General features: G+C 33.5%; 16 protein-coding genes. 10 read left to right on the top strand and 6 right to left on the bottom strand.

Going from position 1 to position 17,977, the window contains the following annotated elements; translation table 11 throughout:
- Positions 1-15: 15 nt before the first annotated feature.
- From ACY2RT_RS00920 to ACY2RT_RS00895, 6 genes are all read left to right on the top strand, one after another.
- Positions 16-369 (top strand): hypothetical protein, encoded by a 354-nt coding sequence (locus ACY2RT_RS00920; RefSeq protein WP_490153986.1) that lies wholly within the window; start codon positions 16-18, stop codon positions 367-369.
- Between the two features lie 30 nt (positions 370-399).
- Complete coding sequence (locus ACY2RT_RS00915; RefSeq protein ID WP_490153985.1) at positions 400-864, top strand: YHS domain-containing (seleno)protein; 465 nt, start codon at positions 400-402, stop codon at positions 862-864.
- A 209-nt stretch (positions 865-1,073) separates the two neighbouring features.
- Entirely contained in the window at positions 1,074-2,447 is a 1,374-nt protein-coding gene (locus ACY2RT_RS00910; protein ID WP_490153984.1) for a hypothetical protein, read from the top strand.
- Between the two features lie 74 nt (positions 2,448-2,521).
- A complete protein-coding gene (locus tag ACY2RT_RS00905; protein ID WP_490153983.1) occupies positions 2,522-3,562 on the top strand; it encodes a sensor histidine kinase in 1,041 nt (346 codons plus the stop codon).
- Positions 3,559-4,587 carry a histidine kinase gene (locus tag ACY2RT_RS00900; protein ID WP_490153982.1) on the top strand — a complete coding sequence of 343 codons (1,029 nt, stop codon included), beginning with the start codon at positions 3,559-3,561 and terminating at the stop codon, positions 4,585-4,587. Before ACY2RT_RS00905 ends, ACY2RT_RS00900 begins: the two co-directional genes overlap by 4 nt.
- A 3-nt stretch (positions 4,588-4,590) precedes the next feature.
- Positions 4,591-5,349, top strand: coding sequence for a LytR/AlgR family response regulator transcription factor (locus ACY2RT_RS00895; protein WP_490153981.1), 759 nt, complete (start codon positions 4,591-4,593; stop codon positions 5,347-5,349).
- Positions 5,350-5,408: 59 nt separating this feature from the next.
- Here ACY2RT_RS00895 and ACY2RT_RS00890 read toward each other — a convergent pair whose 3' ends face one another.
- Positions 5,409-6,161 (bottom strand): CPBP family glutamic-type intramembrane protease, encoded by a 753-nt coding sequence (locus ACY2RT_RS00890; protein WP_490153980.1) that lies wholly within the window; start codon positions 6,159-6,161, stop codon positions 5,409-5,411.
- A 154-nt stretch (positions 6,162-6,315) separates the two neighbouring features.
- Between ACY2RT_RS00890 and ACY2RT_RS00885 the strand changes: the two genes are divergently transcribed.
- On the top strand, positions 6,316-7,236 hold the full coding sequence (locus ACY2RT_RS00885) for a LytTR family DNA-binding domain-containing protein (RefSeq protein ID WP_490153979.1): 921 nt from the start codon (positions 6,316-6,318) through the stop codon (positions 7,234-7,236).
- A gap of 76 nt (positions 7,237-7,312) precedes the next feature.
- Here ACY2RT_RS00885 and ACY2RT_RS00880 read toward each other — a convergent pair whose 3' ends face one another.
- Together ACY2RT_RS00880 and ACY2RT_RS00875 are read right to left on the bottom strand one after the other, a co-directional pair.
- Positions 7,313-8,305, bottom strand: a complete 993-nt coding sequence (locus tag ACY2RT_RS00880) for a helix-turn-helix domain-containing protein (RefSeq protein ID WP_490153978.1) — start codon at positions 8,303-8,305, stop codon at positions 7,313-7,315.
- A gap of 299 nt (positions 8,306-8,604) precedes the next feature.
- A complete protein-coding gene (locus tag ACY2RT_RS00875) occupies positions 8,605-10,422 on the bottom strand; it encodes an FG-GAP-like repeat-containing protein (protein ID WP_490153977.1) in 1,818 nt (605 codons plus the stop codon).
- Between the two features lie 556 nt (positions 10,423-10,978).
- Here ACY2RT_RS00875 and ACY2RT_RS00870 point away from each other — a divergent pair.
- Positions 10,979-11,383, top strand: coding sequence for an ion channel (locus tag ACY2RT_RS00870; RefSeq protein ID WP_490153976.1), 405 nt, complete (start codon positions 10,979-10,981; stop codon positions 11,381-11,383).
- A 42-nt stretch (positions 11,384-11,425) separates the two neighbouring features.
- On the opposite strand, the gene ACY2RT_RS00865 is transcribed toward ACY2RT_RS00870, so the two are convergent.
- The 3 genes from ACY2RT_RS00865 to ACY2RT_RS00855 form a co-directional block, all read right to left on the bottom strand.
- Complete coding sequence (locus ACY2RT_RS00865; protein WP_490153975.1) at positions 11,426-12,508, bottom strand: adenylate/guanylate cyclase domain-containing protein; 1,083 nt, start codon at positions 12,506-12,508, stop codon at positions 11,426-11,428.
- 174 nt (positions 12,509-12,682) lie between these two features.
- Positions 12,683-13,990, bottom strand: coding sequence for a sensor histidine kinase (locus ACY2RT_RS00860; RefSeq protein ID WP_490153974.1), 1,308 nt, complete (start codon positions 13,988-13,990; stop codon positions 12,683-12,685).
- A 92-nt stretch (positions 13,991-14,082) separates the two neighbouring features.
- The gene (locus ACY2RT_RS00855) at positions 14,083-15,468 is read right to left on the bottom strand and encodes a sigma-54-dependent transcriptional regulator (RefSeq protein WP_490153973.1); all 1,386 of its coding nucleotides are present in this window, start codon (positions 15,466-15,468) and stop codon (positions 14,083-14,085) included.
- A gap of 543 nt (positions 15,469-16,011) precedes the next feature.
- On the opposite strand from ACY2RT_RS00855, the gene ACY2RT_RS00850 reads away from it, so the two are divergent.
- Positions 16,012-17,274, top strand: a complete 1,263-nt coding sequence (locus tag ACY2RT_RS00850; protein ID WP_490153972.1) for an efflux RND transporter periplasmic adaptor subunit — start codon at positions 16,012-16,014, stop codon at positions 17,272-17,274.
- 5 nt (positions 17,275-17,279) lie between these two features.
- A complete protein-coding gene (locus ACY2RT_RS00845) occupies positions 17,280-17,975 on the top strand; it encodes an ABC transporter ATP-binding protein (protein WP_490153971.1) in 696 nt (231 codons plus the stop codon).
- Positions 17,976-17,977 lie beyond the last annotated feature (2 nt).

The raw sequence follows: 17,977 nt of genomic DNA, 5'->3' as shown, positions 1-17,977 counted from the left end.
CTAAAACATATAAAAATGAACATTAAAGAACAAGCAACACAAATGGACGGTATAGTGGCTAAGGGAGCCATCGTAGATGCCGTAAAGCAGTTTTTTTCGGAAGAGGCTACTACTTCAGACTATAATGGGGTAGCCACTACCAACAAACAGCAAATGGTAGAAAAAATGGAAGGTTTTGCAGGAGCCATAGCTACTGTAAACGGTATTACGCACCATCACACTATTGTAGATGGAAATGTATCGGCTTCAGAATTTACTTTCGATTTTAATATGAAAGACAATAGTAAGATCTACTGGCATGAGATCGTTCGCCGGGTATGGAATGCTAATGGCGAAGTAATACAGGAAGAATATTTTAATGCACAATAGTCATAAATAGTAATTAATAAAACAGAGAACATGAAAAATTTAATTAAAACAACAGTCTTAATGCTTGCATTGGTAGCAGGCACAGCAGTACTTGCACAAGACAAGAAAGCAAATAATATAGACGACAGTAATATAGCACTACAAGGGTATAGTGCCGTATCTTACCTAGACCTTGGGCTGGCACAAAGAGGGTCAAAACAATACAAAACGGTTCACAATAAGATAGCGTATTACTTTACTTCTGCTGAACAAAAAGCGGCTTTTGATAAAAATCCTGCTAAATACATGCCTCAATACGGTGGTTTCTGTGCCTTTGGTATCTATGCCGGCGCAAAGTTTAGAATAGACCCCAACAAGTTTGTAGTAAGTGACGGTATATATTATCTATTCCTTAATGATGTTGAAGTAGATGCAAAACAGCTTTGGATCAATGAAAATGAATCTAAACTTGTAAAAGCAGCAGATACAAATTGGAAAAGTTTGAAAGCTAAATAGTACAAAGTACTTCAGGCTGGTTTTTTAGGCATATCAATATATATTGGTATGCCTTTTTCTGTTTTAAATACTGAAACAGACTAGAGCTTGAAGTGTAATCGTACTGTAAATTACAATTCACTACACAAAATATGTAATTCACTACAATTCATTTTTTTGGGCAACCACATGCTTCTATATTCGCTTCATCAATCATAAACATGACAACCATGAAAAAGTTTAGTATTTCAAAAAAGATTTTGTCCGGTATTGCTTTAGCAACAGTATTGCTTTTACAGCCGGCTCATATTTTTAGTCAAAAACGAACAGTTAGTACAAGTTCCACCTATTCAATCGAGAATACCACCGATGGAAAAAGTACCATTCACATTAAAGACAATAGTAAAGACTTTAAGATTGAGTACGAAGGAGAGATTACTTTGTCCAATGATGACAGGGATATTACCGCCATTACAAGGGGAGGGTTCATTGAGATCACAAAATCTTCCTTTGGAAACAGGAGAAGGCTTCTTATAGAATCTGACAACAACGGTAATCTAATCAGAAAATTTTATGTAGGAAGCTCAGAGAGAAACTACAATGTAGAAGGAAGAGAATGGCTTGCGGAAATTCTTCCCGAAGTAGTACGTACGACTTCCATAGGGGCAGAATCCAGAGTGAACCGCTTTTATAAGAAAGGCGGCGTAAATGGCGTCCTGAATGAGATTCACAATATGGACAGTGATCATGTAAAATCTGCCTATTTTGAATTATTACTGAAAAAGAATTTGAGTAACAAAGATTTGGTCAATGTAATAGAAAAAACCGGGGATGAAATAGATTCTGACCACTATTTAACTGAAATTTTAAAAAGTAATCAAAAAGCCTTTCTGGCAAACAGTCAAACTATTACTGCATACATTGATGCTTGTGAAAGCATAGAGTCTGACCATTACCTGACCAGTGTATTGAAAACGGTTATTAATGATTCTTCCATCACCGATTCGCAAATGGAAAGCTTACTGGATATTTCAATGCAGGTGGAGTCTGACCACTATCTTACTGAGATTCTTACCGAGATCATGGATAATAGAGAACTCAATTCAAATAACATCTCTAAGATCATTGCACTGTCCAAGGATATTGAATCTGATCATTACAAGACTGAAGTGCTTAAAAAAGTGATTAAAGACAAAGCAATGCCTTCTAATGCCTATGATGCATTGCTAACTACCTTGAACGATATTGAGTCTGATCATTATGTTACAGAGGTCGTTAAAGTATTAATGACGGGTAAATTAAAACCTACTTCCGGTGGATTGAATAAACTTTTAACAATGGTGAGCACCCATGTTGAGTCAGACCACTATGCAGCAACGATCTATAAAATGCTTGCAAGGGAAGATTTATCTGAAGACCAGCTAATTAAGGCCCTACAGTCTTCAACAAGTATTGACTCTGATCATTACCTGTCTGAGGTATTGGTAAACTTTTCCAGTAAAGTAAGGCGTTCTTCAGAGCGTGTGAAAGTTGCATACAGAACAGCGGCAAAATCAATCAATTCTGATTCTTATTACGGATTCGCTGCTAAAGCAATAGATTAGCCAACCCAGCCAAGGTAATCTGTCATTTTATTCCACTAAACTAAAATATTAGTCAGATTGATTACCTTGGTTTTATGAAACTCATTGACCACCTTGATAACCATCATGTGAAAAAGCACATTCTCATTTCATTTATTGGTATTGCCATTGGCCTCCTCTTGTATAATTATTTTGCAACAAGTGTAGATACCGATCACAGGTCGTTTTCGATGGTAGAAGCTATATTGTCAGGTGCCTGCGGTATCCTTGCTTCTTATACCATCTATGCGATCTCTAAAAAACTGGATACATCGCTGCCATGGAATACACAGCTGGCCAGTAGATTCTCAGCAGGTATTCTACTTCATTTTGTTATTGCCTTTACCATGGTTGCGGTATTGTATTTTGGGTATAAAAAAATTATTTCTGAAGCCTTTCCGGATACTTATCCAAATACATTTATAAAACTGGCAATTATTCTATTCATTATCATGCTTATATACAATACGGTTTACTTTGCACTGTATTCATATTATACCTATGCAACTTTACAAATAGAAGCTGTTAAGTACGAACGCCAGCAAATAGACTTGCAGCTAAAAGCACTTAAATCGCAGCTTAGCTCTCATTTTTTGTTCAATAACCTCAATACCATTTCATCACTGGCATTTAAGGATGCCAAAGCTTCAGAAAACTATATAAAAGGACTGGCCGGAGTATATAATTATTCATTGAACAGTTACCATTCTAAACTGGTATTCCTTCATGAAGAGCTTGCTATGCTACGTTCTTATCTTTTACTACTGAAAACCCGGCACGGCGACCTTTTTAACTATGAACTGGCTATTGATGAAAAGATAGAATCTTCAAAAGTTCCTCCGCTTACTCTGCAAATGTTAGTAGAGAATATTGTAAAGCACAATGTGGTGGATGCCAATCATGTATTGCATATAGACATTTTTTCTGATAAGGATACCATTACTGTTAAGAACAACATTACCAAGGAGCCAAAGAATGTGAGTTCCTTCAATATTGGCTTGAAAAATATAGAATCGCGCTACCAATTGCTTCTTAAGCAAGGAATCTCTATTGTTAAAGATTCAGACTTCACCGTAAAAATCCCCATCATTCAATGAAGCGTCTGTTTATACATCATCCGCTGTTCAGGCTGTTAAGTCCGCTTTTTAATGGGGTAGTAGCTTACCTGCTTATTTTATTGATTAATAATAATGTAGAGCAGTTGCAGGACCATTTTCTGGGAGAAGAGTTATATGTATGTATAGGATTGTCTTTTATTACACAAGAATTTTCAAGGCTGCTTCTGGTGATATTCAACCGGTTCTTTAAAAAGATCGCTACACTGCCGGGTATACTCATTCAGGTAGTTGTTTCGATACTATTGTGTATCGCTCTTGTTACCACTTTGATAGGACTTTACTATAAAAATGTGATTGGGTTTTCTCCCAGCAATGAAGAACTCTGGATGTTCAATAGTATTTTTTGTTCGGTAACACTTATCTACGTCTTATTATACATAAGCCATCAGTACCTTCATAAGATAAATACCAAAAAGCTAAATCACGAACTGTTATTAAAACAGATGGTTGAAGATGATTTTGTTCAGTTTAGAGAAGGTATCAACCCAGATCTTTTATTTGATAGCTTCGAGGCTCTTATCGTATTGATGCGCAAGCAAGAGGAAGAAGATAAAATAGATGACCTTATAGATCATATAGCAACTACATACAGGTATATATTGTCGAGAAAAGAACGGCAACTGGTGCCTGTCGAAGAAGAAATGGAAGCACTGGGTCACCATAGTTCCCTCATTAATTATTTACCATATAGAAATGTTGAGATTCAAACTTCTATACAATCAAACTTTTTATGTGTTCCGGGGAGTATTCTAAAGCTTTTAGAACATATTGTAAGAAGGACGATCAGTTCAGCAGAGATTCCTATAACCGTACAGCTTAAAGAAACAGAAGAAACATTGGATATTCAATACTATCATAACGATGTAATTAATCATCCTCTGAGTATAAAAGATATTGAGAAAATACGGTATGTGTATAGTATTTATAGTGTCAATAGTGTTGTTTTGGAAGAAGATGAAAACACAAGAACCATACGTATCCCTAAACTAGAGACAAAAGACTAAAGTATGAGAGTACTACTAATAGAAGACGAGATTCCTGCATTAGAAAAACTGGAACGTTATATTCTGAAATATGATGCTAATTTTGAAATTGTAGCACGTCTTTCAAGTATATCCGAAACCGTGGATTGGATTAGGAATAATGAAGAAGGTTATGACCTAGCTTTTATGGACATACAACTCACCGATGGTTTGAGCTTCGATATTTTTAACCATATCAAAATAAATAAACCTGTCATATTTGTCACTGCTTTTGACGAATATGCGATTGATGCCTTTAAGGTGAACAGTATTGATTATATCCTTAAGCCCATCACATTCACAGATGTCTCTAAAGCTATAAACAAGCTTAAGAATTTGAAAACCTATTTGTCTTCGGCTACCGTAGAGCATGTTTCAAAGGCCTTTACACAAAAGAAGGTGAAGGACCGTTTTTTAGTACGGTTAGGCACGCACATTCATTCTATAAAGACTCCGGATATCGCTTTGTTCTATGCAGAAGGCAGAACGGTTTTCCTGATTACTCATCTTGGCAAAAAATTTATTCTCGATTACAATCTTGAAAAATTGGAAGAAGTCTTGGATGCAAAAGAATTTTTCCGCGCTAATCGCACATTTATTGTCAATTTAAATGCTATTAATGATGTATTGGTCTTTTCTAACAGTCGTTTAAAAATTATTACGGTGGTAAAAAATACCGACAAGGATATTATTGTAAGCCGTGAGCGAGTATCTGCATTTAAAGACTGGTTTGAAGGGAATTGATGTTACACTATATATAACTCAACTATACTTATACTATCCCATAAAATGGTAAATAGTCTTTATGAATTGATAAATTGTGTCATATCCATTGCATAATGAATCATCCAGAACCATAAAAAGTTTTTTGATTTGTAAAGTGTATACATAACAAAGATGCCTAAAATAACATCAAAAATAAGGCTTGTGAAGTTTTCTACAGCGAGCCCGTTACTTATCATAGCCGGAATATGTCCAATGGCAAATAGTAATGCGACCAGCACAATAGCCTTTTTAACACCAATCCAGCCAATGAGCCTAAAAAGGCAAATAGAAATTGCAAAATCTTCAGCCATGACCTGAATCAACAAATGAAGGTTTTTATAAGAATATATAGACAAAATATCTTCTGTTATACTACCAACTCTTCCTTTGAGTAGCAAAAAAGTTAAGAGCGCTAGCAGCGCAAGTATTAAGCCGGTAAAAATACTTTTTGCTTTTTGTTTTTCAGGAACCCAGGCAGTTTGCAAAGATTGTTTCCTTATTAATAAAAGCAATAAAAATGGCGAAAAAATTAAAAGTTGATTTATAGATTCTGTTATAAAGGCATATGAGGTTTTAGGAAGCAATAACCCTTTTAAATAAAGCTGTCCTATAATAACAGTAACCACCCCGGCAAAAAGGGCAAAAATAAATTCCAGCCATGGCCTTTTAAAATTTATAGCAACAACTTCTGAATTGCTTTTATTGAAACCGGTTACTTTAGAATAAATTATCCACCCGGAAATAGCTACTGCATAAGCCGGATATAAATAGATGTAGTGTAATAAATCCATTTTGTTTTTATAATTTGAAACCAAAATATAAAAGGCTAAGCATTGTATTTAATGAATTTGTCTGAAACCTATAAAATACTGTTTGAAATAAGGAATATAGCGGGTACTATATTGAATACTATGTTTAATATTGTTTTTAATTGAAATAATATTAATGAGTTTGCCAGACACAAAAAAAGTTTCACTTTCTTATTCGCCCATAAAGAAATGGGATGTTATTGCTGCCATAACTTTGATCTCCTTGCTAGTGGTAATAGGTGTTTATTATTTACATCCTTCAAATATTAATTGGTATGAAGACAGTAGTTTTAGTTTTTTAAACCTTCTGCAATTTGTTTTTATAGATCAATATTTAATTGAACTCTTAACAACTTTTATAATATCTGTAGCTATAACTAAATATGCTACTATCTTTAAAATAAAGGATTTAGTTGTTACTTTTAGGGGGATTACTTTGTATTTTTTTAAATTTATTCCATTCTTCCTGCTCATTTACTTTTTTACTGTTCCCTTTACTGTTACTATCCGCTACTTGTATCATTATTTTATATTACAAAGAAAATCTGTTAACTATTTTGAATCGTATTTTTTTCTCAATGGAGATTTGTATTTAGTATATCTGTTTCCTATATGTATTATTTGTACATTACTTTTACTTATAGTTATTGTAAAATCGATCAATGCGTCAAAAGTTGAAACATCAAACAAGAAGTTTAAAGATATTTCTTTATATGTTAAAACAGAGATTGGCAAAAAAATGATTAACAGCAGAACTGTTTCCTGGATAAAAACAGAAAACAGGAAGTGTTATTTAAAATCAGGTGCTAATAAATATCAGATCAATAAAAGTTTGATTGCTCTAGAAAAAGAATTGGATGAAAATTTTATTAGTATCAATAGAGCTACAATAATTAATCTTGTATTCTTTAAAGAATACTCCTTTTGGGAAAATGAAAAATATATTGTTAGAATGATGGATGGCGAAGAATTCAATATCACTAGAGAGCGGCTCAAAAAGCTTAAAACAGGCTTAAATGTTTTTTATCAAAATTTTAACGAACTCCAGCGTATCTAAAAATTTTAGATTTTTTTACTACAAGTTATTGAAATCTTGAATGAGGTTTGGTTCAGGGCAATTATACCTTTTGCAATCATTTCGGTTTATGCTGTTTGATGTATTCCTTTGGAGTACACCCCAAATATTTTTTAAAAACCCTGTAAAAAGAACTATTACTCTTAAAGCCGGATTCCCGGGCAATGGCAAATAGAGTTAAATGGCTATTGTCTTTATCAAGTAGTGTAGACTTTAATTCTTCAACTCTTAATTTGTTTATATAATCAAAAAAGTTGTTTTCAAAATAAGAATTGATCCCTGCTGAAAGCTCGTGCATAGAGACATCTAATTGCTGAGCTACATCGTTGATTTTCAGTTCAGGGTTTCTATACAGCTTCTCATTTTGCATCATTTGATCCAGATTATTCATTAAAGCTGAATAGTCTGATTTATTCTTTGTTTCAGGTTTAGATTTTGCTTTTTTCAGCGTTGTTTCAAAATCAAAGCCTACAAAAGAAAAATATATTTGTAATACAGCCATAAAAAGTACTAAAGGAGCGAGAGTATAGTAATCGTATTTGGCAATAAATGACTCGTTTTTATCCAAAATATAACTCACAATAAAGCTCAATAAAGAAAAAACACCTATTGCCAAATACACATATTCAATACGCCTGTTTCTATATTGTTGAATGTCATCAGATCCCACCTGTTTGTATCCAACGAGTCTTTTTCGAATAAGGAAATAGCCTGCTAAACTATACATGCTGAAATGAAATAAATAGAGGTACTGCACAATATTTGATTGGTATTCATTTGACATGTATATACTCAAAAACGCCTGGAGTTTTTCTTCGGGTGAATTCAAATAAAAAGGAATCATATACAGATAGAACGCTATTGCCGGAAGAAAATGTAACCAGTCATACCAACGAATATTCTTCTTGGAATGTAAGTAGAAAAAAGGGCCAACCGTATATAACAAAGGCGCATTGATCCAGATAAGATGCGGAAGTTTTTTAAAAAATCCACTTACCTCGTACACATAGAACATCAAGCATATGGAAAACAATATGGTACTTAAAGCCAAAAAGCTGGATGTTTTTTTTTTGAAAGATCGAATTAAAAAATAAAACCCAATATTAAATGTGCTTATAGATGCAAAGAAGATTACTAAAATATAAACATTAAGGGTCATTGAATTCAACCAATTTTAATAGGATAAGTTATGATTTTTTTTATTTCTAAAGATTATTAAAAACATAAATCCCGTAATAGTATATAATTACAGGATTTAAGACCGATTTAAAGTTCGTTTTTAGTTCATTGATGAACCATATTAGCAGTGCTGGTGGTTTAGTGTATTTATTGAAGTGATATACAACACTCTTACTCTATTACAATTTTCTCTATGGATAGTAATCTGTTGTCATTTTCTATCTTCAGAAAATACATTTCATTTTTCACTAAGGGAGCCAAACTATTTTGACTGATTTTAATGGTGTTTAATTCTCTCACATATTTAGTTTCTTTTATAATTCTTGCACCTTTGGCATCATAAAAACTAATTTTTAAAGAATCAAGGTCTATTTGTTGCTGTTGTATATGAATAAATAGATCTCCTTTCACCGGATTGGGATAGGTAATTACGGCTCCTCCTATTAAGTTAAAATCATCTGATGATAAAATACCTTGGCCTTCTACCAACTCGTGCATTTCATTGATATTGATATTTGAGAAGTCTTCTGTAATTCCGGAGGGCCAGCTCACACGAATGTTATCGATTGAATTTCCATTACCTAATCCAAAATGTTGAATGATGCTGTTCGTCCCAAAAAAAGTGTTGGAACCTGAAACCTCTCTCATTTGAGTTGTTCCCTGGCTTTCAAGCCATATTTTTGCTCCAATGCCACTTTTATTTGAGATAGTTCCAACCATTTTTAGTTTTACCCAATTATTGTTATTGGTCAGGTCATTTCTGAAAAAGGAGTTATTGGCACCGGGGCCGGGAATGAACAGGTCCAGATCTCCGTCATTATCAAAATCCCCGGCAGAACACCCGCTTTGATGTTTATCAGTTGTTCCTAATTCTCCGGCATTGATACGTGTAAAATTTCCAGTTCCGTCATTTTGATAGTAGTTTATAGTATAGCCAGTATCCGAAGGGGTAACAGCATCCAAATCCCCGTCATTATCAAAATCTCCCCAACTTACCGTACTGGTGAGTGATTCATCGGTAACAATTACACCATTTGTTATTTCGGTATAAAATCCGGAATCATTGCGAAATAAACTGTTAGACATTGGTATCGTTCCATTGCCTGTGGCCCAATTTGTTAAATACGCATCCAGATCCTTATCATTGTCAATATCCACAAAGCTCCATTGATTCCCTTCTACAAGTGCATCGGATAATGCAGTTCCGGTAATTTGTTCAAAATCTAAGCTTCCACTTTCCGTGAGCAAATTTTTATACATTATATCCGGAATAGAAGTGCCGCTCCCTAAACCTATAAATATATCTAGATCGTTATCGCCGTCAAAGTCTGAAAGTGTTGGCTGTAAATAAGTTCCATCTTGCGGAACGGTAATCTCTGTTCCTAAAAGCCTACTAAAAGTATAGTCCGGGGCTCCGCTGTTTATCATCACATGTGGTGGTCCCGGAGGTCCGGAAGAAGGAGGAACTCCTTGTAACCAATTAGGCCTGGTTAGAATTAGGTCTAAATTACCATCATTATTAAAATCACCCCATGCCGTACCAATACCGGCTAAGGTTGAAGCGGCAATTTCTCCGGTTATTACTTTTTCGAAATTACCTCCTCCCAAATTTTTATATAATGTGCCTTTATATCCTGCGACAAATACATCAATAAGGCCGTCATTATTATAATCTCCCCAGGTATTTCCAAACCAGTAACCTAGATCATTAACCAATATACCGGTTGTAACTTCAGTAAAATTTCCTGAATTATTTAGATACAACTTATTCTTTTTTGGAGTTGTACCAGGCTGTCTATTTGTTAGAAATAGATCCAGGTCATTGTCATTGTCAATATCAATCCATGCAGCACCTGTCCAATAATCTTCAAGATTAGTAACAGATATTGGCTGAGTATTAACTTGCACGAAATCCTGAGCGCTAATTAAGTTACTGCTCAGAACAATTAAAGCTATCAAAATGAATTTTGGTGTAATTAATAATTTCATAGTATAATAATTTAAATGAATTGAATTTTAGAAGTACAATGAAGAATACTAGCCTAATAAGGGACTGAGGTTATCTTCTTTTTATAATTTTATTAATTATTTTTGCGTAAAACTATATACTATACATTGGATTGCAGGATATAACTTATCGGCAATTATCCCATTTGATAAAGTGAGATAAATTAAATACGATATAAGAAAAGTAATAGGAGGAAGGTGCAACACTCAAATAATGGTAAAGTTTGACTAATACTACTTAAGTTATATCTTTTAAAAAATAGGAACTAGACTTATGGGGAAACTTAAAAATTTATTGCATTACTACAGGTTTGAGTTTTTTTTAACCACCCTGCTGTTTATTCTATTTGGCTCATTAATCTTTCCAAGCCAACTATTTAAAATCCATCTATTTCCCTTTTTCTTTTTATTAAATATCATCACGGGAATAAATTTAATATCCAAAAAAAGGCTTCGTCTTTTATTTAGTATACTATTTATCATTGCTGCCTTTTTATTTGGCTCGTCCTTAATTAACCAGACCAAGGAGATAGATTATATGAAGTTTGCCCTTTACTTCTTGTTTTATGCTGTAATGGCATACGAAATAATAACTCAGGTTTGGTATGCAAAAAAAATAAATAAAGACCTGATAATAGGTGTAATTTGTGGGTACATAACCTTGGGTTTGGTGGGGTTTTTCATTTTTATGGCTGTTGAAATGGCAAACCCGGGATCTTTTGGAGGTGAATTATTTGTAAAAGATGACCTGATACAAAACTCGGATACTTTACTCTATTACAGTTATATCACTTTAATGACTATTGGTTATGGTGAAATAGTTCCTCTAACGGCAATAGCTCAGAAAGCTGCTATTCTTTTAGGCTTAATGGGACAGTTTTATCTGGTGATTATTACAGCGATCGTTGTTGGAAAGGTTATTAATAAAAGATATAAAGACTAGAATATTTTAGGCTAAAATTCGCCTAAGGCTTTTCTAAAGAGATTAATGCTTCTGAAGTGTAAAGATGTTCAGCGTATCGTGTTTACCTTTTAAGAGAACATTCCCTACGTGTTTCATAGCATAAGAACTATTCTCTTGCAGATCATCCTTTAATTTTTCAGAAATTAAGATGGACACATTGTATTTATTACACTCTGCCTGTATTCTGGCGGAAGTATTGATAACATCCCCATGAAAGGCAAGTTCTTTTTTAACAACTCCCACTTCGGCGACCATTAACTTACCACCGTGAAGACCCGCTTTAAATTCTGGGATTAAACCATATTTTTCCTTATAATAATGGGCTCTGGATTTTAAGAGGTTTTGAAATTCGAAGAACAAGGCCACACAATTATTATCTGCCAACCCCCGTTTGTAAGGCCAGCTCAAAACAGCTTCGTCACCTACATATTGATAAATTTCAGCAGCATGCTTAGGAACAATATCATTCAGGTCATAAAAGCAATCCTGTATCAATTGGCTATATTGAAAATGTCCCAGGGTTTCAGCAATGGTAGTAGAAGATTTTAGATCCAGAAACATGAAAATACGCTTTTCTTCCTGTGGTTTTTTATACTTTCCTAAAAGCATCTTCAGAAATATTCCTTTCCCAAATTTTTCATTCGCAATCTTTATAAATGAAAATACTATGGAAACTAGAAGTATGTATAGCAGGCTTACCCTGAATAACTTGTCTTCCCACCACCAGCCGTGTTCCACATTGATATCTATCCCAAAGCGATATATAGCAAGTTGTTTGATTTGCGTAGATACAATAACAATGGTAATAAAATAGATCAGTGTTTTTAAAAAAATCTTAAGGCCGATTCCAATTCTGTGAGAGGTATACTTTTCAAAAAGTAGTTCTATGTTTGCAAATAGCAAACCTATTAAAAGTCCGGAAAAAGCAAAAAGGCGCAACATGTTTTTCATTTGTATTGCTTCCTGAAAATCTTTATCGATTGCTATGCCATCCATGGATTCAATGCCATAAAACCGAAACATGCCCCACAAAAGCATGGCTATGGTCCAAAAAATAGCTGACTGCCATAAGTGGTTAAGATATCCTTTTAACTTCTTGCTCACTACTTTTACATATTTGAGTATACAATGTACATATAATAATTCTATACTTTCCCTGATAATGACACTTCGGAATGCATTTTATGTAATGCACATATTCGAAGCATAATACCTCTTCTTTCAGAATCTTTGCGAAAGAAGATACAATGAAATTATTTGTATGATTATCAATAAATTTTAGAAGTTGTTAGTGGTTTTAAACACAAGTGAGAACGTTGTAAAAGCGCCTACTTCTGAATTTACTAATAGATTTCCGCCATGCTTTCTCATTATATTTTTGGACAAACTCAAGCCTATTCCAGACCCATTTTTTTTGGTAGTATAAAACGGAATAAAAATCTGGTTTAATATCTTTTCTTCGATTCCTTTCCCATTGTCGTAAATACTGATAATTACTTTGCCAGATTCTATAGAACAACCAATTTTTATGATTGGGTTTGAACATCCTTTCAATGCATAAATACTGTTATTTATTAAATTAATTAGGACTTGTTCAATCAATTTAGTATCAGCTGAAATAGTAGCATTTGCAGGAATACGGGATAATATCATACTAATGTTAGCTTCTTCAATTGCAGGTGTCATTAATAAGACTATTGATGACAAAAACTTCTTAATATTAATAGTTTCTAAAATAGGAATTGGAACATTAGAAATCGTTCTATAATCCTTAACGAACTCCAATAGACCATCTGACCTTTTCTTAATGGTGTTTACAGCGACATTAATATCATAGATGTCTTCATCATTTAAAGTGTCGATTTTTAAAAGGTTTCCATCTTTGTCTTCAGTAATAGATTTGACTGTTGAGGCCAGTGAACTGACGGGAGTAAAAGAATTCAGCATTTCATGCGCTAAAATACGAATCACGTTATGCCAGGCTTCAATCTCTTTTTGCTCAATCTCGGAACGAATATCCTGAAAAGTAATAATGAGGTAGGGTTTGTTTAACAATTGTATTTCAATTGTTTCTAGAGATAATTGTTTCTTTTCAGTTTCATCACCAAAGTCTACTAAAGTTTTACCACCATCCGCAGTCTTCTTTATTTCACTAGCCAGCCACGGCACATTATTTGCCAAACGATACCAATACTTATGCTGTGGTTGCTGAAGAATATCACATGCTGCTTTATTTAAAAACAAGATCTCTTCATTTGAATCTTTGCTATACAAGTCTTCTTTTTTGATAGAAATAATTCCCAAATTAACATGTTCCAATATGTATTTAAAATATTTGAATTGTGCTTCCTTTTCTATTTTATTCCGTTTAAAAATTTTGATAATGAGATTAAAATCATCAAACACTCTAGCAAAGGAATCTCCTTTCTTTGAAGGCGAAAAATACACCGAGTAATCTTCATTTTTTAGAGCATCCAGAAACTTAACCAATGAGTAATTTGTATTATTAACATAACGAATTAAAAAAATGACTTGAATAAAAATAACAAGCCCTATTCCTACAGTGGTGAACCATAGACTACTCATTAAAAAATATGAAAGTAGAACACAACTGACCAGTATCAGTAAAATACGTATGACTACTTGTAATGTAAATCGTTTTATCAAAAGAGAGTATATTATATATTAAATTTATCCAATCTACGATACAGCGCTGCACGTGTTAATCCCAGTTCTTTAGCTGCTTTCGAAATATTACCCTCATGTTTATCCAGGGCTTTCTGTACTAACAACTTTTCAATGTCATGCAAATTCAAATTATCAAATTCACCACTAAGAGGGGTATCTTTCTCCTTTGGAATGATGGTAAGGTTAAAGTCTGAAATTTTAATTTCATTACTGTCTGCCATAATTACACCTCTTTCAAGTGTATGTTGAATTTCTCTAACATTACCTGGCCAATTATGAGATTGCAGTGCTTTCATGGCCTCATCAGTTATTTTTAAATGGGATTTTTGATACTTTTCAGTAAATATATTAAGGTAATAATTTATAAAATCAACAATATCCTCGGGCCTGTCTCTTAATGGAGGTATTGTAATTTCAACAGTATTAATTCTAAACAATAGATCTTGTCTAAACTTCCCCTGGGTTACCCATTGGTGTATTGGTGCATTTGTGGCAAACAAAAGCCTTGCATTAAAGGGACGCTCAATTCCTTCGCCTAATCTCGATGTTTTTTTGTCCTGAAGGACAGTTAATAATTTAGATTGTAAGTTTAAAGGAAGATTTCCTATTTCATCCAAAAAAAGAGTTCCGTCCTGAGCCATTTCAAATCGACCCGGCTTATCTTCATGTGCATCTGTAAAAGCCCCTTTTTTATGACCGAAAAGCTCACTTTCAAATAGATTTTCAGAGAGAGAACCTAAATCTACATGAATAAATGGTCCGTTCTTTTGCGATGATCTTTTATGAATTTCTCTGGCTAAATGTTGTTTTCCTGTACCATTTTCTCCCAAAATAATAATATTGGCATCTGTAGCGCTTACCTTTTCAATGGTATTCATAACACCTTGCATTTCATTTGAATTTCCTATGATGGGTCCAAATTGTTGCTCACTGTTTTTCAATAAGGTATCATTAGTATGCTTTAAAATAGAAATTTTATGATTTGATCTACTTAATGTTAACCCCGCATGAATAGTAGCTAATAGTTTCTCGTTGGTCCATGGTTTTAGGATAAAGTCGAAAGCGCCAAGTTTTATAGCATTAACAGCCAACTCAACCTCACCGTAAGCAGTCATCAATATGACTACCATTTTAGGGTTTATATTTAGAATATGTTTTAGCCAGTAAATGCCTTCCTTACCGTCATTAAAACCAATGCGGTAATTCATATCTAACACAATAACATCGATTTGTTCTTTAGAAATTATTTGATTGATTTCTTTGGGACTGTTTCGGGTAATGACATTGGTATACTCCTTTTTCAACACCAATTTTATAGATAACAAAATATCTTCATCGTCGTCAATAACTAAAATTGAAGCTTCGGTTTTTGCCATTCTTATTGAATATATTTTAATTTTCACTAAGGTACAAAATGTTCAATAACGAACAACTAAATGTTCGAAAATGAACACTTTTGAATTTCAGAAAAAAATTAATTAATTGATAATCAGTATTTTAAATAAAATATTTTTCTTGGCACGTGCATTGAACTAAGGTTGTCAAATTAAAAATATATCATTATGAGAACATTAGATAATAACCAGTTAACAGCAGTATCAAAGCTAACAAAAAGTTATTCTTGGAACCTTAAGAGGCGTTTCAGATAGACGCTTAAGAAATCATCATCAATCAATTAAAACAAACAGTATGAAAATAGCAGTAATTAATCAGACAGGTATGAAAAGAGAGCATAGTAAGCTATCACTTTTTATCAGCATGAAGAAAATTCACTTGGCAGAGTTCAACAGACAAATTAACAACATTTAAAATCTAGAGTAATGATTTTAGTAATATTAGAAATTGCAAATTTTATAATGGACACAATAGTAAACCACTTGTTTTAAATTTTAAAATAATTAGAAAAGCTAAATTTTACTATGAAACAAATTGGAATGGATAAACGTATTGTGAAAAAAAAGTGGAGTCGAACTAAGACGTTATATACAGTTGGGATTATAGCTTTTGTAACGCTTTCGGCTTTTGGAATAAGAGCGATTAATAAAAAGACCTACAAAATAGATGCTTCCAGAATTTCGGTTAAGAAAGTCACTGAAGGAGATTTCCAAGATGTGATTTTAATTGATGGTGATGTGCAACCCATTAATCTTGTATTAGTAAATACTGTTGAAGGAGGTAGCGTTGAAGAGATCTATGTTGAAGATGGTGTTTTAGTAGAAAAAGGGACACCACTAGTGAAATTAAATAATCCTGCAGCCACTTTAAACTATTTAAATCAAGAAACAGCCATTATAGAACAAATAAATAATTTAAGAAGTTTAAAATTATCACTGGAGAAAGACCAGAGAGACCTTTCGGAGTCTTTAATCGACAGTGAGAATAGTCTGGCAGACGTAGAACGTAATTACAAAATTGATTCTGTATTATACGCTAGGGACGTCATTGCTAGAAATAACCATACTAATTCTAAAGAAGCCTATAAATATCAGCAAAAAAAGCGTGATTTTATGGAAAAGAATGTTAGTAAAAGCAAACAAAACAATCAGACACAAATTCAACAAATCAACAGATCAATCTCTTTAATGCAGCGTAACCTGGAATTTATTCATGAAAGTTTGGACAAAATGCTGGTTCGTGCTCCTGTCTCTGGTATGCTATCTTCATTCGATCCTGTAATAGGAGAATCTTATACAAATAATCAAACGGTTGCTAAGATAGATGTGCAATCCGGCTTTAAGATTAGAGGGCAAGTAGACGAATATTATTTAAGCATGGTAAAACCCGGACAATTAGCACGTTTTTCTTTTGATGGAGAACTCATTGATCTTAAAGTGAAAAAGGTATTGTCTGAAGTTATAAATAGACGTTTCGAAATAGAATTAGTATTTGTTAATGAGCCTCCAAAATCTATAACAAATGGACAATCATTACAAGTTCGCCTGGAACTTTCAAAAGCCCAAAAATCTATACTAATTCCCAGAGGAAGTTATTTTCAATCTTCAGGAGGTCAATATGTATATGTATTAAATGGAGAAGGGGAAGCGTATAAGCGCCATATAAAGCTTGGGAGTCAAAACCCCAGCTATTATCAAGTATTAGAAGGCTTGGAAAAAGGAGAAAGTATTATTACCTCATCTTATGATGAGTTTAAAAATTATGAATCAATCAAATTAAATAAGTAAAAATCATGATCAAATTAAATGAATTAACGAAAGTGTATCGAACAGATGAAATTGAATCAACAGCCTTAAATGCAGTTTCTTTTGAAATTAACCAAGGAGAGTTTGTTTCAGTAATGGGGCCTTCCGGCTGTGGTAAATCTACATTGCTAAATATTTTGGGAATGTTGGACAAACCGGAAAGTGGCAGTTATCAATTTCTTGGAAATGAAGTAGCGAATCTCAATGAAAAAGGACGTTCTGATATTCGGAAAAAGAACATAGGCTTTATATTTCAAAATTTTAACCTTATCGATGAACTTACCGTATTCGAAAACATTGAACTTCCTTTGTTATACAATAAAGTGCCGGCCTCTGAAAGGAAACAACGTGTTAATGAACTTCTGGAAAAAATAGGGATCGCACACAGAGCCTCTCATTTTCCACAACAATTATCTGGAGGGCAGCAACAACGAGTTGCGGTAGCAAGAGCACTAATTACAAAACCTCCATTAATTTTAGCCGATGAACCTACAGGAAATCTTGATAGCTCTCATGGGAATGAAGTTATGGAGTTAATGTGCGAATTAAACGAAGCAGGAACTACCATTGTTATGGTAACGCATTCCTCACACGACGCAAGTTATTCAGGTAGAATCATTAATTTATTAGATGGTCAAGTTGTATCTGAAAAGAAAAATAAACTGGTACAATCTGCTATATAATT

The sequence above is a fragment of the Ulvibacter sp. 2210JD10-4 genome, assembly GCF_058148525.1.
Note: the sequence above shows the minus strand (reverse complement) of the source record. Positions and strands in the feature narration are given on the sequence as shown.

Excerpts from the sequence above, each read along its gene's own strand:
- ACY2RT_RS00870 (WP_490153976.1), top strand. The coding sequence starts at position 10,979 with ATGAAGTTTGCCCTTTACTTCTTGTTTTATGCTGTAATGGCATACGAA.
- ACY2RT_RS00915 (WP_490153985.1), top strand. The coding sequence starts at position 400 with ATGAAAAATTTAATTAAAACAACAGTCTTAATGCTTGCATTGGTAGCA.
- ACY2RT_RS00910 (WP_490153984.1), top strand. The coding sequence starts at position 1,074 with ATGAAAAAGTTTAGTATTTCAAAAAAGATTTTGTCCGGTATTGCTTTA.
- ACY2RT_RS00860 (WP_490153974.1), bottom strand. The coding sequence starts at position 13,990 with ATGAGTAGTCTATGGTTCACCACTGTAGGAATAGGGCTTGTTATTTTT.
- ACY2RT_RS00845 (WP_490153971.1), top strand. The coding sequence starts at position 17,280 with ATGATCAAATTAAATGAATTAACGAAAGTGTATCGAACAGATGAAATT.
- ACY2RT_RS00895 (WP_490153981.1), top strand. The coding sequence starts at position 4,591 with ATGAGAGTACTACTAATAGAAGACGAGATTCCTGCATTAGAAAAACTG.
- ACY2RT_RS00920 (WP_490153986.1), top strand. The coding sequence starts at position 16 with ATGAACATTAAAGAACAAGCAACACAAATGGACGGTATAGTGGCTAAG.
- ACY2RT_RS00855 (WP_490153973.1), bottom strand. The coding sequence starts at position 15,468 with ATGGCAAAAACCGAAGCTTCAATTTTAGTTATTGACGACGATGAAGAT.
- ACY2RT_RS00875 (WP_490153977.1), bottom strand. The coding sequence starts at position 10,422 with ATGAAATTATTAATTACACCAAAATTCATTTTGATAGCTTTAATTGTT.
- ACY2RT_RS00885 (WP_490153979.1), top strand. The coding sequence starts at position 6,316 with ATGAGTTTGCCAGACACAAAAAAAGTTTCACTTTCTTATTCGCCCATA.
- ACY2RT_RS00850 (WP_490153972.1), top strand. The coding sequence starts at position 16,012 with ATGAAACAAATTGGAATGGATAAACGTATTGTGAAAAAAAAGTGGAGT.
- ACY2RT_RS00900 (WP_490153982.1), top strand. The coding sequence starts at position 3,559 with ATGAAGCGTCTGTTTATACATCATCCGCTGTTCAGGCTGTTAAGTCCG.
- ACY2RT_RS00890 (WP_490153980.1), bottom strand. The coding sequence starts at position 6,161 with ATGGATTTATTACACTACATCTATTTATATCCGGCTTATGCAGTAGCT.
- ACY2RT_RS00905 (WP_490153983.1), top strand. The coding sequence starts at position 2,522 with ATGAAACTCATTGACCACCTTGATAACCATCATGTGAAAAAGCACATT.